18 protein-coding genes are annotated in these 15309 nt (G+C 60.6%); 13 read left to right on the plus strand and 5 right to left on the minus strand.

Annotated elements, in window-relative coordinates; translation table 11 throughout:
- The first annotated feature begins 112 nt into the window (after positions 1 to 112).
- Genes moaC through moaE form a run of 3 tightly spaced genes read left to right on the plus strand, consistent with a single transcriptional unit; the run spans position 113 to position 1281 of the window.
- Positions 113 to 586, plus strand: a complete 474-nt coding sequence (gene moaC, locus ACE04F_RS10895) for a cyclic pyranopterin monophosphate synthase MoaC (protein WP_486106580.1) — start codon at positions 113 to 115, stop codon at positions 584 to 586.
- On the plus strand, positions 583 to 825 hold the full coding sequence (locus ACE04F_RS10900) for a MoaD/ThiS family protein (RefSeq protein WP_486106582.1): 243 nt from the start codon (positions 583 to 585) through the stop codon (positions 823 to 825). Before moaC ends, ACE04F_RS10900 begins: the two co-directional genes overlap by 4 nt.
- Before the next feature lie 3 nt (positions 826 to 828).
- Positions 829 to 1281 carry a molybdopterin synthase catalytic subunit MoaE gene (moaE, locus tag ACE04F_RS10905; protein WP_486106584.1) on the plus strand — a complete coding sequence of 151 codons (453 nt, stop codon included), beginning with the start codon at positions 829 to 831 and terminating at the stop codon, positions 1279 to 1281.
- Positions 1282 to 1362: 81 nt separating this feature from the next.
- Here the strand turns inward: moaE and rhlB are convergent, their stop codons facing one another.
- Together rhlB and ACE04F_RS10915 are read right to left on the minus strand one after the other, a co-directional pair.
- Positions 1363 to 2838 (minus strand): ATP-dependent RNA helicase RhlB, encoded by a 1476-nt coding sequence (gene rhlB, locus ACE04F_RS10910; protein WP_486106586.1) that lies wholly within the window; start codon positions 2836 to 2838, stop codon positions 1363 to 1365.
- A 98-nt stretch (positions 2839 to 2936) separates the two neighbouring features.
- Positions 2937 to 3593 carry an alpha/beta hydrolase gene (locus ACE04F_RS10915; protein WP_486106588.1) on the minus strand — a complete coding sequence of 219 codons (657 nt, stop codon included), beginning with the start codon at positions 3591 to 3593 and terminating at the stop codon, positions 2937 to 2939.
- Positions 3594 to 4065: 472 nt separating this feature from the next.
- On the opposite strand from ACE04F_RS10915, the gene ACE04F_RS10920 reads away from it, so the two are divergent.
- The 4 genes from ACE04F_RS10920 (at position 4066) to ACE04F_RS10935 (ending at position 8227) form a co-directional block, all read left to right on the plus strand.
- The gene (locus tag ACE04F_RS10920) at positions 4066 to 5097 is read left to right on the plus strand and encodes an amino acid ABC transporter substrate-binding protein (protein ID WP_305496588.1); all 1032 of its coding nucleotides are present in this window, start codon (positions 4066 to 4068) and stop codon (positions 5095 to 5097) included.
- Between the two features lie 65 nt (positions 5098 to 5162).
- Positions 5163 to 6344, plus strand: coding sequence for an amino acid ABC transporter permease (locus tag ACE04F_RS10925; RefSeq protein ID WP_305496587.1), 1182 nt, complete (start codon positions 5163 to 5165; stop codon positions 6342 to 6344).
- A 10-nt stretch (positions 6345 to 6354) separates the two neighbouring features.
- Positions 6355 to 7452 carry an amino acid ABC transporter permease gene (locus ACE04F_RS10930; RefSeq protein WP_305496585.1) on the plus strand — a complete coding sequence of 366 codons (1098 nt, stop codon included), beginning with the start codon at positions 6355 to 6357 and terminating at the stop codon, positions 7450 to 7452.
- Between the two features lie 10 nt (positions 7453 to 7462).
- Positions 7463 to 8227, plus strand: a complete 765-nt coding sequence (locus ACE04F_RS10935) for an amino acid ABC transporter ATP-binding protein (RefSeq protein ID WP_003178331.1) — start codon at positions 7463 to 7465, stop codon at positions 8225 to 8227.
- Positions 8228 to 8283: 56 nt separating this feature from the next.
- Here the strand turns inward: ACE04F_RS10935 and ACE04F_RS10940 are convergent, their stop codons facing one another.
- A complete protein-coding gene (locus ACE04F_RS10940; RefSeq protein WP_486106592.1) occupies positions 8284 to 8769 on the minus strand; it encodes a type II toxin-antitoxin system MqsA family antitoxin in 486 nt (161 codons plus the stop codon).
- Positions 8766 to 9077, minus strand: a complete 312-nt coding sequence (locus ACE04F_RS10945; RefSeq protein ID WP_305496580.1) for a type II toxin-antitoxin system MqsR family toxin — start codon at positions 9075 to 9077, stop codon at positions 8766 to 8768. The genes ACE04F_RS10940 and ACE04F_RS10945 overlap by 4 nt, the downstream gene beginning before the upstream one ends.
- 167 nt (positions 9078 to 9244) lie before the next feature.
- Here ACE04F_RS10945 and ACE04F_RS10950 point away from each other — a divergent pair, with 167 nt between their 5' ends.
- From ACE04F_RS10950 to ACE04F_RS10970, 5 genes are all read left to right on the plus strand, one after another.
- Complete coding sequence (locus tag ACE04F_RS10950) at positions 9245 to 9904, plus strand: FadR/GntR family transcriptional regulator (RefSeq protein ID WP_486106594.1); 660 nt, start codon at positions 9245 to 9247, stop codon at positions 9902 to 9904.
- 13 nt (positions 9905 to 9917) lie between these two features.
- A complete protein-coding gene (locus ACE04F_RS10955; RefSeq protein ID WP_486106596.1) occupies positions 9918 to 11222 on the plus strand; it encodes a CynX/NimT family MFS transporter in 1305 nt (434 codons plus the stop codon).
- Between the two features lie 88 nt (positions 11223 to 11310).
- On the plus strand, positions 11311 to 11781 hold the full coding sequence (locus ACE04F_RS10960) for a nuclear transport factor 2 family protein (protein ID WP_434569706.1): 471 nt from the start codon (positions 11311 to 11313) through the stop codon (positions 11779 to 11781).
- Positions 11782 to 11823: 42 nt separating this feature from the next.
- The gene (locus ACE04F_RS10965; protein WP_486106598.1) at positions 11824 to 12147 is read left to right on the plus strand and encodes a GIY-YIG nuclease family protein; all 324 of its coding nucleotides are present in this window, start codon (positions 11824 to 11826) and stop codon (positions 12145 to 12147) included.
- A 79-nt stretch (positions 12148 to 12226) separates the two neighbouring features.
- Positions 12227 to 13162, plus strand: coding sequence for a glutathione S-transferase family protein (locus ACE04F_RS10970; protein WP_486106600.1), 936 nt, complete (start codon positions 12227 to 12229; stop codon positions 13160 to 13162).
- A 243-nt stretch (positions 13163 to 13405) separates the two neighbouring features.
- Here the strand turns inward: ACE04F_RS10970 and yejK are convergent, their stop codons facing one another.
- A complete protein-coding gene (gene yejK, locus ACE04F_RS10975) occupies positions 13406 to 14410 on the minus strand; it encodes a nucleoid-associated protein YejK (protein ID WP_486106602.1) in 1005 nt (334 codons plus the stop codon).
- 393 nt (positions 14411 to 14803) lie between these two features.
- Between yejK and ACE04F_RS10980 the strand changes: the two genes are divergently transcribed.
- Entirely contained in the window at positions 14804 to 15085 is a 282-nt protein-coding gene (locus ACE04F_RS10980; protein WP_030139622.1) for an HU family DNA-binding protein, read from the plus strand.
- Positions 15086 to 15309 lie beyond the last annotated feature (224 nt).

Consider the following 15309-nt stretch of genomic DNA (forward strand, 5'->3'; position numbering starts at 1 on the left):
CCCGCTCCCACAAGGGATCTGCTGTGCTTGGCAAACTGCGGGTACGACAATCAACCCTGCCGGAATTTGACTCACAGGTTTACAATCGACGCTCCTGATCAGGAGTTACCCTGTGCTGACCCATCTCGATTCCCAAGGTCGCGCCAACATGGTCGACGTGACCGACAAGGCCGTGACGTTCCGCGAAGCCAGCGCCGAAGCCTTTGTGCGCATGCTGCCCGATACCCTTCAAATGATCGTCAGCGGCGGCCATCCCAAGGGCGATGTCTTCGCCGTGGCGCGTATTGCCGGTATCCAGGCGGCAAAAAAAACCAGCGACCTGATCCCACTCTGCCATCCGCTCATGCTCACCAGCGTCAAAGTCGAACTGACCGCCGAAGGCGAGGATCGCGTGCGCATCGTGGCCCGCTGCAAGCTGTCGGGACAGACCGGTGTCGAGATGGAGGCGCTCACCGCCGCCAGCGTCGCCGCGCTCACCATCTACGACATGTGCAAGGCCGTGGACCGGGGCATGACCATCGAGGGCGTGCGAGTGCTGGAAAAACTCGGCGGCAAGAGCGGCCACTTCCAGGCGGATGCGCCATGAACATCACCGTGAAATTCTTTGCCCGTTATCGCGAAGCGCTCGGCGTGGATTCGCTGAAAGTGGAGGGTGTTTTCGCCACGGTTGACGATGTACGCACATTGCTCGCCCAGCGTGACGGAGCCGAGGTGCTGAAAGAGCAAAACCTGATGTGCGCCCGCAACGAAGAGCTGTGCCAACTCGACGAACCGCTGGTGGACGGCGACGAAGTGGCCTTCTTTCCCACTGTGACCGGAGGCTGAGCCATGGCGATTCGGGTGCAGGCCGAGCCGTTCGACCCGGGGGCCGAGGTCAATGCGATGCAGGCAGCAAATGTCGGCGTCGGTGCCGTGGTGAGTTTTGTCGGCTACGTGCGCGACTTCAATGACGGCCTCGATGTGTCCGGGATGTTCCTCGAGCATTATCCGGGCATGACCGAAAAAGCCCTGGGCAAGATCGCCACCGAAGCCGAGCAGCGCTGGCCGCTGCTCAAGCTGGAGGTGCTGCACCGCATCGGCGCCCTGGAGCCGGGTGAGCCAATCGTTTTTGTCGGCGCCGCCAGCGCCCATCGCCAGGCGGCGTTCGACGCCTGCGCCTTTGTCATGGACTACCTGAAGACCCGTGCACCGTTCTGGAAGAAGGAAAACACCATCGACGGGCCGCGTTGGGTCGAGGGGCGGGACAGTGATCATGCGGCGGCGGATCGCTGGAAGCGGTAGGCAACCTGTAGAACTGCCAGGTACCCAAGACAAAAAAAAGCGCAGCCTGGTTGGGCTGCGCTTTCGGTACTGTGAAGACGGTTAAGGTCGCTTGCGCTCGACCGGTCGCAACAGATGAGTCGGCGGCATCTCGCAACTGATCTTGCGGCCCAGCAACGCCTCGATCGAGGGCAACTGGTAGGAATCATCCTCGCCGGCGAAGCTGATCGAAACCCCGGCAGCCCCGGCACGACCGGTGCGGCCGATGCGGTGCACGTAATCGTCCGGCACTTCCGGCAGGGTGAAGTTGATCACGTGGCTGATGCCGTCGATGTGGATGCCACGACCGGCCACGTCGGTGGCGACCAGCACGCGGATCTTGCCTTCCCGGAAACCCTCGAGCGTCTTGATGCGCTTGTGCTGTGGCACGTCGCCCGACAGTTGTGCGGCGTTGACGCCATCACGCACCAGGCGCTCTTCGATGCGGCGCACTTCGTCCTTGCGGTTGGCGAAGACCATCACCCGCTCCCAGCCGTTGTCGTTGACCAGGTTGTAGAGCAGCTTGTACTTGTCGGCACCGGCCACCGCGTAGATGTGCTGTTCGACATTCTCGCTGGCGACGTTTTCGGCTTCGATCTCGACGATCGCAGGGTCAGTGGTCCATTGCTTGGCCAGGTTCATCACGTCTTCGGTGAAGGTCGCGGAGAACAGCAATGTCTGGCGTTCGTTTTTCGGCGGGGTCTGGCGAATGATCTGGCGCACCTGGGGGATGAAGCCCATGTCGAGCATGCGGTCGGCCTCGTCGAGCACCATCACTTCGACCATGTCCAGGTGCACGTCGCCGCGCTGATTGAAATCCAGCAGACGGCCCGGCGTCGCCACGAGGATGTCGCAGTGGCGGGCTTCGAGGTGCTTGAGCTGCTTGTCGAAATCCATGCCGCCAACGAACGTCATCACGTTCAGGCCGGTGTACTTGGTCAGATCGGCGGCGTCCTTGGCGATCTGCACCACCAGCTCACGGGTTGGCGCGATGATCAGCGCCCGCGGCTCGCCCATGTAGCGTTCCTTTGGGGGCGGGGTCTGGAGCAACTGGGTGATGATCGAAATCAGGAACGCGGCGGTCTTGCCGGTGCCAGTCTGGGCGCGACCGATAGCGTCCTTGCCGGCGAGGGTATAACCCAGCACTTGCGCCTGGATCGGTGTGCAGTAAGGGAAGCCCAGGTCCTGGATGGCATGCATCAATTCGGGGGCGAGCTTGAAATCGTGGAAGCGGGTCTTGCCTTCCTGGGGTTCTACGGCGAAGTCTTCGAGCTTCCAGGCGACGACCGGCGGTTTGGGCGCGCGCTCGCGACGTGGCTTGGGGGCTTCGCTGCGCGGTTTTTCCGGCTCGGCTGCCATCACCGGTGGCGCAACGGGTACGGTCGACGGCGATGGTTTTGCGTCCACAACGGGGGCGGTCCGATGTGGTTGTTGCGCATCGGTGCGGCTCGGGCCGTGGGCGGGGGCGCTGGCTTCAGGCGCGAGTTGCTCGGCCTCGCTTTTACCGAACATCTTCTTGAGTGCTTTGAGCACGGTCATCTCATCGGTTGGTTAAGGAATGTACGCCGGCCAGTGTAATGCAAGAAACGGGCGCGGCGTAGTGTGATCATCAAAGCGCTGGCGTGGCTGTCTGCCTGTTAGCGCAAGCGCTCCGCCAGCCATGTGCCGATGTCGCGAATCTCCTCGGGTAACACTTCGTGGCCCATTGGGTATTCTTGCCATGTCACGGTGACACCATGCTGCTTCAGATACTCTTTCGCGGTCCGGCCCATCGGGTTGAGCACCACCTCGTCGTACTGTCCATGCAGCGCCAGTACCGGAATGCGTTGCTGGCTGGCAGACAACTGCAATTCTTCGCCGAAAGTTGGCGCATAGGTGGACAGTGCGATCACGCCGCCCAGCGGCCCCTGCCACTGGACGAATGCCGTGTGATAAACCACCGCGCCGCCTTGGGAAAAACCCGCCAGGAAAATCCGCGAGGCGTCTATTCCGCTGGCTCGCTGGGTTTCCATCAGGTCGATGACCCGTTGCGCCGAGGCTTCCAGTTGCTGCTCGTCGATGGCTCGCGCGGGGCTCAAGGCACGAATGTCATACCAGCTGGGCATGGCGTAGCCGCCATTGATGGTCACCGGTTGCGTCGGCGCCTGGGGCAGGACGAAGCGCGTGGTCAGCAGGCTTTGCTGCAATATTTCAGCGACCGGCATGAAGTCGTAGCGATCGGCGCCCAGGCCGTGGAGCCAGATAACGCACGCATCGGCAGTGCCGGAGGGCTCGAGAATCAAGGGGTCGGTCATGATGTGCTCCAAAAATGTGCGGGTGCGCTCAATCAGTGCCTGATTGCGGTGCGCGCCTGGTGCCTCAGTTAATTAGATGTCGCAATGCTACAAGTTTTTGTCTTGACGTCGCCAGTAACAGACAAGCGCAGCGGTGTGGTACGGGCTTTGCTATTGGTTTAACCGAATGATGATTCTTACGCAGCGCGGTAACACTATCAGCTCGACGCGACGCATGGGATATCAGAAATCCGGTGATGGATGTTCGCCAATAGCCGCTACGGGCTTCGCGAACGTGAAGGGCTACAGCCCGTTCGGCCGATTGGTGAGAAGTGAGTAAGGCGCCGTTTACAGCCTTTCTCATTTATTAGACTCATAGCGAAGGCCCAGACGTCGGTTGACCCTAAAAAAAGCCAACAAGGGTCGGCAATGCCTCAAAAGGGTGCGACAGGGTCCCAGCTCCGACACAACAAGAGCAAAACTGGAGGTTTGAATGAAGTTACTGAAATCCACCCTGGCAGTCGTGACTGCAGCAGCAGTTCTCGGTGTCAGCGGGTTCGCTCAGGCGGGTGCAACCCTGGATGCCGTGCAGAAGAAAGGCTTTGTACAGTGCGGTGTGAGCGATGGTTTGCCGGGTTTCTCGGTACCTGATGCCTCCGGCAAGATCCTCGGCATCGACGCTGACTTCTGCCGCGCCGTGGCCGCCGCCGTATTTGGCGACGCCAACAAGGTGAAATTCAGCCAGTTGAACGCCAAAGAGCGTTTCACCGCGCTGCAGTCTGGCGAAATCGATATCCTGTCGCGCAACACCACCATGACCAGTTCCCGCGATGCCGGCATGGGCCTGGTGTTCCCTGGCTTCATTACCTACTACGATGGCATCGGCTTCCTGGTAAACAACAAGCTGGGCGTCAAGAGCGCCAAGGAACTGGACGGCGCGACCATCTGCATCCAGGCCGGTACCACCACCGAGCTGAACGTTTCCGACTACTTCCGCGGCAACGGCCTGAAGTACACCCCCATCACTTTCGACACCTCCGATGAAAGCGCCAAGTCGCTGGAATCCGGTCGCTGCGACGTGCTGACCTCCGACAAGTCCCAGCTGTTCGCCCAGCGTAGCAAGCTGGCTTCGCCGAAGGACTACGTAGTTCTGCCGGAAACCATTTCCAAGGAACCACTGGGCCCAGTCGTGCGTAATGGCGATGAAGAGTGGTCGAAAATCGTCCGCTGGACTGGCTACGCCTTGCTCAACTCCGAAGAGGCCGGCATCACTTCGAAGAACGTCGAAGCTGAAGCCAAAGCCACCAAGAACCCGGACGTCGCCCGTATGCTCGGCGCTGATGGCGAATACGGCAAAGACCTGAAGCTGCCGAAAGACTGGGTTGTTCAGATCGTCAAGCAAGTCGGCAACTACGGCGAAATCTTCGATCGCAACCTCGGCAAGAGCACCCCGCTGGAAATCGATCGTGGCCTGAACGCTCTGTGGAACGCAGGCGGCATTCAATACGCACCACCAGTGCGCTGATGGTTCTATCACCCGGTGGGCCAACCACCGGGTGATGTTCTGTTCCATTCTTTGCGGGGCACTTCATGCAAAATTCAATCGGCGCACCTAAGCAGAGGCTCAGCCTCAGCGATCCACGAGTGCGTGCGTGGGTATTTCAGATCGTCACCATCGTGGCGGTCATTTCTCTGGGCTGGTTTCTGTTCGACAACACGCAGACCAACCTTGAGCACCGGGGCATCACCTCCGGCTTCAGCTTCCTGGAGCGCAGTGCCGGTTTCGGCATCGCTCAAACCCTGATCGACTACACCGAAGCGGACAGCTATGCCCGCGTCTTCGTCATCGGGCTGCTCAACACACTGCTGGTGACGTTCATCGGCGTGATCCTGGCGACAATCCTCGGTTTCATTGTCGGCGTGGCCCGCCTGTCGAAGAACTGGATCATCGCCAAGGTGGCGACGGTGTATGTGGAGGTCTTTCGCAACATCCCGCCGCTGCTGCAGATCCTGTTCTGGTATTTCGCGGTGTTCCTGACCATGCCGGGGCCGCGTAACAGCCATAATTTCGGCGATACCTTCTTTGTCAGCAGCCGTGGCCTGAACATGCCGGCGGCGCTGATGGCTGAAGGGTTCTGGCCGTTTGTGGTCAGTGTCGTGCTGGCGATCGTAGCCATCGTGCTGATGACCCGCTGGGCCAACAAGCGTTTCGAAGCGACCGGCGAGCCGTTCCATAAATTCTGGGTCGGCCTGGCGCTGTTCCTGGTGATCCCGGCGTTGTGCGCACTGATCTTCGGCGCGCCCGTGCACTGGGAAATGCCGCAGCTCAAGGGTTTCAACTTCGTCGGTGGCTGGGTACTTATCCCGGAACTGCTGGCCTTGACCCTGGCGCTGACGGTGTACACCGCGGCGTTCATCGCCGAGATCGTGCGTTCGGGCATCAAGTCGGTCAGCCATGGCCAGACCGAGGCGGCTCACTCGCTGGGCCTGCGCAACGGTCCGACCTTGCGCAAGGTGATCATCCCGCAAGCCCTGCGTGTGATCATCCCGCCACTGACCAGCCAATACCTGAACCTGGCGAAGAACTCTTCGCTGGCGGCCGGTATCGGTTATCCGGAAATGGTTTCGCTGTTTGCCGGTACGGTACTGAACCAGACCGGGCAGGCCATTGAAGTCATTGCCATCACCATGAGCGTGTACCTGGCGATCAGTATCAGCATTTCCCTGCTGATGAACTGGTACAACAAGCGCATTGCGCTGATCGAGCGGTGAGGAAACGCGCATGACATCCCATACTTTCAAACCTGATATGCCGCCACCGAGCAAAGTGTTCGGGCCGATGGCATGGATGCGCGCAAACATGTTCTCCAGCTGGCTCAATACGCTGCTGACCCTGTTTGCGTTCTATCTGATCTACCTGGTGGTGCCACCGATCCTCAGTTGGGCGATCATCGATGCCAACTGGGTCGGCACCACTCAAGCCGACTGCACCAAGGAAGGCGCCTGCTGGGTGTTCATCCAGCAGCGTTTTGGCCAGTTCATGTACGGCTATTACCCAGCGGACCTGCGCTGGCGCGTGGACCTGACCGTGTGGCTGGCCGTGATCGGCGTGGCACCGCTGTTCATCTCGCGCTTCCCGCGCAAGGCGATCTACGGCCTGAGCTTCCTGGTACTGTACCCGATCATCGCCTGGTGCCTGTTGCACGGCGGCGTCTTCGGCCTGGCAACCGTGGCGACCAGCCAATGGGGCGGCCTGATGCTGACCCTGGTGATCGCCACCGTCGGTATTGCCGGCGCTTTGCCGTTGGGCATCGTCCTGGCGCTGGGGCGGCGGTCGAACATGCCGGCGATTCGCGTGGTCTGCGTGACCTTCATCGAGTTCTGGCGCGGCGTGCCGTTGATCACGGTGCTGTTCATGTCCTCGGTGATGCTGCCGCTGTTCCTGCCTGAAGGCATGAACTTCGACAAGCTGCTGCGGGCGCTGATCGGCGTGATCCTGTTCCAGTCGGCCTATGTGGCCGAAGTGGTGCGTGGCGGTCTGCAAGCGATTCCGAAGGGGCAATACGAAGCGGCCGCGGCGATGGGCCTGGGCTACTGGCGCAGCATGGGCCTGGTAATCCTTCCGCAGGCACTGAAGATGGTGATCCCGGGGATCGTCAACACCTTCATCGCGCTGTTCAAGGACACCAGCCTGGTGATCATCATCGGTCTGTTCGACCTGCTCAACAGCGTGAAACAAGCTGCCGCCGACCCGAAATGGCTGGGCATGGCCACTGAAGGCTATGTGTTCGCCGCCCTGGTGTTCTGGATTTTCTGTTTTGGTATGTCCCGCTATTCCATGCATTTGGAACGCAAGCTGGACACTGGCCACAAGCGTTAGGAGTTGACTCATGAGTGAAGCGATCAAACAGCCTGTGAGCCCTGAAGGCATTATTCAGATGCAGGGCGTGAACAAGTGGTACGGCCAGTTCCACGTGTTGAAAGACATCAACCTGAACGTCAAGCAGGGCGAGCGTATCGTCCTGTGCGGCCCTTCGGGTTCCGGCAAGTCCACCACCATCCGTTGCCTCAATCGTCTGGAAGAACACCAGCAGGGCCGCATCGTGGTCGACGGTGTCGAGCTGACCAACGACCTCAAGCAGATCGAAGCGATCCGCCGGGAAGTCGGCATGGTGTTCCAGCACTTCAACCTGTTCCCGCACCTGACCATCCTGCAGAACTGCACCCTGGCGCCGATGTGGGTACGCAAGATGCCCAAGCGCAAGGCCGAGGAAATCGCCATGCATTACCTGGAACGCGTTCGCATTCCAGAGCAGGCGCACAAGTACCCGGGCCAGCTCTCCGGCGGACAGCAGCAGCGCGTGGCGATCGCCCGTGCCCTGTGCATGAAACCGAAGATCATGCTGTTCGACGAACCGACCTCGGCCCTCGACCCGGAAATGGTGAAAGAGGTGCTGGACACCATGATCGGCCTGGCCGAAGACGGCATGACCATGCTCTGCGTGACCCACGAGATGGGTTTCGCCCGCACCGTGGCCAACCGCGTGATCTTCATGGACAAGGGCGAAATCGTTGAACAGGCCGCGCCAAACGACTTCTTCGACAACCCGCAGAATGATCGCACGAAGTTGTTCCTGAGCCAGATCCTGCATTGATCCGCTCTTAAGCAGTGAAATAGACCCGGACTTGTCCGGGTTTGTTTTTTTTCGGGTCAGAGATCCGCTGTGTCATGTTCCGGATGGCGATCCGACAATAGTTGCTGCAAATGGGCTTCTTCGTTCAGCGAGTGGACTTCAGCCATCAGGTGCGGATGCCGATCAAGCAGGCGCATCAGCACGATTAACGATTGAGCAGGGGTAACTTCGCCGCGTTCATAACGGGAAAAGGCATTGTGCCCGCCTCCGGATAGCAGCTTCACCGCGTCTTTTTGCGTGAGGTGCAGTTTGCGGCGGATGCGTTTGATTTCCGCACCTGTCGCCAGCGCGTAGTCTTCCAGCAGCTGGTCGCTGGCCCTGGAGTAACGTTCGGCGCTGTCTGTGTCGTGATCGAATTCGATTTCACCGCAGATCCGGCATTCCCATCCGGCAATATCGTGCACTTGCCGAGTCACCTGCCTGTAGTCGACCGTAAAGCTACGGCCGTTGAAGTGATGCATCGCGTCGATGCTGCCGCAGCTGACACATTGCTGGGTTTTCATTGGTTTTTCTCCTTGAAGGAGACCACCGGATGCCCACCGCCGGGGCGGTAAGTCACCTTGATGTAAATCTCCCGATCCTGAAATGTTGTGTGATAGACGTCTTGCCAGATTCGGTGGTCGGCATACGTGGTCATCGATTTATGCAGCATCCTGTATTCCAGCAGGTGAACGATCCGCAGCATCCGGGCGAGACTCAACATCATCCTTCGTCCGCCTTCGCGGGCGTTCAATGTGAACGCCTTGCTTCCCAACCTGTGGACCTCGGCCTTGACCACTGCCAGGTCGTAATGGGGTGTGCTCTTTTCCATAAGAAGCCGTTTGCCTTTGTCCTAATGATTACCCATAAAGGGTAAATCTGACTAATCGAAAATTCGGATTCTTTGCCTCCAATAAAACGTAGGCGGTTGCCGTCCTACGCGAAGCTGACTAACATGTCAGAAAATTCATCCCATGATTGGATGAAAAGGCGAATCCGATGTCAGAAATGTCCCCGCTAATAAAGCGCTCCCTGGTCGATCAAGCCTTGGAGCAACTGCGCCAACGCATCAGCGACGGCGTGTGGGCTGTCGGCCAGCGGCTGCCTACCGAGCCGGAACTGGTCGCGGAGCTGGGCATCAGCCGCAACACCGTGCGCGAAGCCATGCGCGTGCTGGCGTTTTCTGGATTGATCGAGATTCGTCAGGGCGACGGCAGCTACGTGCGGGCGGTGGTGGACCCGCTGGACACGCTCAAGGCGCTCTCCCGCTGTTCGTTGGCGCAGGCGCGGGAAACCCGGCACATCCTTGAAGTCGAGGCCATCGGCCTGGCGGCGCTACGGCGCACCGAGGACGATCTGCTTGCCTTGCGCCAGGCGCTGAAAACCAGCGGCGAGCATTATCACGGCGACCTGGAGCACTACATCGCCTGCGATCTGGTGTTCCATCGCTTGCTGGTGGACGCCGCGCACAACCCGGCCCTGAGCGAGCTGTATCGCTATTTCTCCAGCGTGATCGGCGCTCAGTTGCGCCAGAGCCTCAATATCATTCCCCGTCATCAACACGTGTTCGACCTGCACATCGAAATCCTCGAAGCCGTCGAACGCCAGGATCCGGAGCGGGCCAAGGCCCTTTGCCGGCAGTTGATCAATGAACCCTGACCCCGAGCTTTCCATGTCCCGCGATCCGCTTGACCGCACTACCGCAACGCCGAACAAACGCGGCGCCGAACTCGAAGAGTTGCTGATCGACGCCGAGGCCGACGACGAGCAGGCCCAGCAGAGCCAGCCGCTGATGCGCCGGCCCTGGTTGCTGCTGCTCGGCCTGATCCTGGTCGCGTTGAACCTGCGTCCGGCCTTGTCGAGCATGGCGCCGCTGCTCAGCGAGGTGTCGAAAAGCCTCGGTCTGTCGGCGGCCCAGGCCGGTCTGTTGACGACCCTGCCAGTGCTCTGCCTGGGCCTGTTCGCGCCATTGGCGCCCGTGCTGGCGCGCCGCTTCGGCGCTGAACGAGTGGTGCTCGGGATCCTGCTGACGCTGGCTGGCGGCATCATCCTGCGCAGCTCGTTCGGCCAGGTCGGCCTGTTCGCTGGCAGCATCCTCGCCGGCGCCAGTATCGGGGTGATCGGCGTGTTGCTGCCGGGTATCGTCAAGCGCGACTTCGCCAGGCAGGCCGGCACCATGACCGGTGTCTACACCATGGCGCTGTGCCTGGGCGCGGCGATGGCGGCCGGCGCGACGGTGCCGCTGAGCGAACACCTGGGCCATGACTGGGCCCTGGGCCTGGGCTTCTGGATGCTCCCGGCTCTGCTGGCCGCCGTATTCTGGTTGCCGCAAGTGGGCCAGAAACACGGGGCGCATCAGGCGGTGTATCGCGTTCGCGGATTATTGCGTGATCCCCTGGCCTGGCAGGTGACCTTGTACATGGGGCTGCAATCGTCCCTGGCGTACATCGTGTTCGGCTGGTTGCCGTCGATCCTCATCGGTCGCGGGCTGACCCCGACCCAGGCGGGGCTGGTGTTGTCCGGCTCGGTAATCGTGCAGTTGATCAGCTCTCTCGCAGCGCCCTGGCTGGCGACGCGCGGCAAGGACCAGCGCCTGGCCATCGTGGTCGTCATGCTGATGGTGCTCGGCGGGCTGTTCGGCTGCCTCTACGCGCCCATCGAAGGGTTGTGGGGCTGGGCGATCCTGTTGGGTCTGGGACAGGGCGCGACGTTCGCCCTGGCCCTGACGTTGATCGTGCTGCGCTCGCGCGACGCCCATGTGGCCGCCAACCTCTCCGGCATGGCCCAGGGTTTTGGTTATACGCTGGCGTCATTGGGGCCGTTCGCAGTCGGCGTGGTGCATGACCTGACCGGCGGCTGGGATGCCCTGGGCTGGATCTTTGGCCTGGTTGGCCTGGGCGCGATCATCGCCGGCCTCGGCGCCGGTCGAGCGTTATATGTCGGTGTCGTCAGCGAAAGAGTCGGCGAGCTTCGCTGATGTCATTTTCATAGCGAATGACCATAGTGTTCCTCGCGGCGGCAGATTATCGTGCAGGCCTTACTGAAACGATTTCCGGAGTCCGTCCATGAGCGATGCCCACACAGCCCTGATCACCCGGTTCTACCAGGCATTCCAGCGCCTCGATGCCGAGGCTATGAGTGCCTGCTACACCGATGACGTGGTGTTCAGTGATCCGGCCTTCGGCGAACTGCGTGGGCGCGATGCCGGCGACATGTGGCGCATGCTTACCACGCGGGCCAAGGATTTTTCCCTGACGTTCGATAACGTGCGCAGCGACGAACGTTCCGGCGGTGCCCATTGGGTGGCGACTTATCTGTTCAGCCAGACCGGTAATACCGTGGTCAACGATATCCAGGCGCGCTTCGTGTTTCGTGACGGCAAGATCTGCGAGCACCACGATCATTTCGACCTGTGGCGCTGGTCGCGCCAGGCCTTGGGCACCAAAGGCCTGCTGTTGGGCTGGACACCGCTGGTGCGCAACGCCGTCCGCGCCCAGGCGCTCAAGGGGCTGCGGGCGTTCCAGGCCAGTCGCTGATAAGATCGCGGCTTGTTTCCATCGCGGCTGTTGAATATTTCCGTGACCACCGTTGAATCACCCCCCGATCTCGCTGCCCCCGCCCCGCCCGAACCGGCCAAGCCCTGGTTCGTCTACCTGGTGCGCGCCGCCAACGGCTCGCTGTACTGCGGCATCAGCGATGACCCGGTGCGGCGTTTCGCCAAGCATCAGAGCGGGAAGGGCGCACGTTTTTTTCTCTCCAGCCCGGCGGTTGCGCTGGTCTACACCGAAGCCTGCCGCGACAAGGGCGAGGCGTTGCGGCAGGAGCGGTTGATCAAGAAGCTCAAGAAAAGCGCCAAGGAATGCTTGGTGGCCAGTGCGCTGTCGCTTCATCAGCCTGACTGATAGGCCTTCATCAGGCCGGTAGGCTGGTCCGGTCAGGCGCGCTAAGCTGCAAGACTTCATCCCTGCAGTGGCGAATCTCATGTCTGAACTGATCCTCCATCATTACCCAACCTCCCCATTCGCAGAGAAAGCCCGCCTGCTGCTGGGTTTCAAGGGCCTGTCCTGGCGTTCGGTAGGTATCCCGCCGATGATGCCCAAGCCGGACCTGACGGCCTTGACCGGCGGTTACCGCAAGACGCCGGTGTTGCAGATCGGTGCGGACATCTATTGCGACACGGCGTTGATTGCCCGGCGGCTGGAGCAGGAGAAGGCCTCGCCGGCGCTGTTTCCCGAGGGCCGGGAAATGATCGCTGCGTCCTTTGCGGCATGGGCCGATTCGGTGGTGTTCCAACATGCGGTAAGCCTGGTGTTCCAGCCGGAATCGGTGGCGGTGCGTTTTGCCAAGTTGCCGCCTGAGGCGATCAAGGCGTTCATCAGCGACCGTGCCGCGCTGTTCAGTGGCGGCACGGCCACGCGCTTGGCGGCCGAACAGGCCAAGCACCAATGGCCGACGATCATGGCGCGTCTGGAGCACCAGTTGCAGCGTGAAGACGGCGACTTCCTGCTGGGCGATCCGTCGATTGCCGACTTTGCCATGGCGCATCCGCTGTGGTTCCTCAAGGGCACGCCTGTCACTTCACCTTTGGTCGATGCTCACCCTGCGGTATCGGCATGGCTGGCGCGGGTGTTGGGTTTCGGCCATGGTGCGTCGAGCCAGATGAGTTCCGAAGAAGCCCTGGAGGTGGCTCGCAGTGCGACGCCGGCAGCGCTGCCGGATGAGTCGTTCGAGGAGCCGAACGGGTTTGTGGCGGGGCAGCGGGTGAGCATCGCGGCGACTGATTACGGTGTCGATCCGGTGGTTGGAGAGTTGTTGTTTGCCGGTAGCGAAGAATTGATTCTGCGCCGTCAGGACGAGCGTGGCGGGGTGGTGCATGTGCACTTTCCGCGGTTCGGGTTTCGTATCGAGGCGGTCTGATCTTTCATGAAGTGGTGGCTGGTCTACCGCTTTAGCGAGCGGGCTCGCTCCCACATTTGGCCGGGGGTGGGCCCAGGATTTGTGTTTGGCGCAATCATTGTGGGAGCGAGCCTGCTCGCGAAGGGGGGGCGGGGCCGACGTCACTGCTGGCCCGGCAGATTTATATCGCGGCCAACGCCTTGAGAAATTCTCGGGCTCATACCCACGAATCAACGTGCCATTTACATCGAGGACCGGGATTCCTCAGTTTCGCCGCTTGAGCTGATCGGTCAGCGAGGTCGGCAAGCCCTTGATGATCAGCGTGCCGGCCTCTTCGTCGTATTCGATCTTCGAGCCCAGCAGGTGCGCCTCGAAGCTGATGGACAAGCCTTCGGCGCGACCGGTGAAGCGGCGGAACTGGTTGAGGGTGCGTTTATCCGCCGGAATTTCCGGCGACAGGCCGTAGTCCTTGTTGCGGATGTGATCGTAGAACGCCTTCGGACGCTCTTCGTCGATCAGCTCCGAGAGTTCTTCCAGGCCCATCGGCTCGCCGAGCTTGGCCTGGCTGCTGGCGTAATCCACCAGGGTCTTGGTTTTCTCTCGGGCATCGTCTTCGGGCAGGTCTTCGCTTTCGACGAAGTCGCTGAAGGCCTTGAGCAAGGTGCGGGTCTCGCCGGGGCCGTCGACGCCTTCCTGGCAACCGATGAAGTCGCGGAAGTATTCCGAAACCTTCTTGCCGTTCTTGCCCTTGATGAACGAGATGTATTGTCTGGACTGTTTGTTGTTCTGCCATTCCGACACGTTGATCCGCGCCGCCAGGTGCAATTGGCCCAGGTCGAGGTGCCGCGACGGGGTCACGTCCAGCTCGTCGGTCACGGCCACGCCTTCGCTATGGTGCAGCAGAGCGATCGCCAGGTAGTCGGTCATGCCTTGCTGGTAATGGGCAAACAGTACGTGGCCGCCCACCGACAGGTTGGACTCCTCCATCAGCTTCTGCAGGTGTTCCACCGCCACGCGACTGAACGCGGTGAAGTCCTTGCCGCCGTCGAGGTAATCTTTCAGCCAGCCGCTGAACGGATGCGCCCCGGATTCGGCATGGAAGAAGCCCCAGGCCTTGCCTTGCTTGGCGTTATAGCTTTCATTGAGGTCGGCGAGCATGTTCTCGATGGCCGTGGATTCCGCCAGTTCGGAATCGCGGGCATGAAGCACAGCGGGGGTGCCGTCGGGTTTTTTGTCGATCAGATGGACGATGCAATGACGGATCGGCATGGAATTCTCGGCTGATGAAAGAGAGGAGGGCGCGCTCCCCGGAAAAGGCCCAGTGTACCGCAATCACTGGTTTTGGAGCGCGATGAAGGCCCTTTCAGACCGGTCTGAGGCCCGGTGAGCCTTTTTTTACCGATTTAGCGCAATAAAGCTGACCAAATGGGTAGGTAGAGGCGGATATTTCACAGGCGTTGTGCTAGTTTTGCCCGGTCTTACGCGAAGTCACTGCGTTAAGCGTGCATTCAGCATTTGTCAGGTCGAACCAAACCCGGATTTCGGCATCTATTACCCCGATCCGTCGTGGTGATGACCGAGGGCGGCTGATCAGATAGATCGGCTCGATGGCTGACACTGCACTCTGCAATCCATATGAATTTGATAGGGAAGGAACACTACATGGCTCTTACTAAAGACCAACTGATCGCTGATTTGGCTGAATCTGTAGACGCACCAAAAGCTACCGTGCGTGCGCTGCTGGACCAACTGGGCCAAGTGGTTGCCGATCAGCTGGAAAACGGCGGCGAACTGACCTTGCCAGGTGTTGGCAAGCTGAAAGTCACCGAGCGTCCTGCCCGTACCGGTCGCAACCCTTCGACTGGCGCAGCCATCGAAATCCCGGCCAAGAAAGTGATCAAGCTGGTTGTGGCCAAAGGCCTGACCGACGCGGTCAACAAGTAAGATCGTTTTATGAAAAACCGTGCCGCGGAGCGATCCGGGCACGGTTTTTTGTTGCCTTGAAAAAGTGGCCAGTGGTGAGCAATGCTGTTCACTCAAGAAAAACGACGTACCTGTGGCGAGGGAGCTTGCTCCCGCTCGGCTGCGAAGCAGTCGTATTCCGGCGGGTACGGTGTGTTTGATGCTGCGTATTCGGCAGGTTTTGGGGCCGCTACGCAGCCCAGCGG

This window comes from Pseudomonas sp. AGC41, assembly GCF_057334555.1.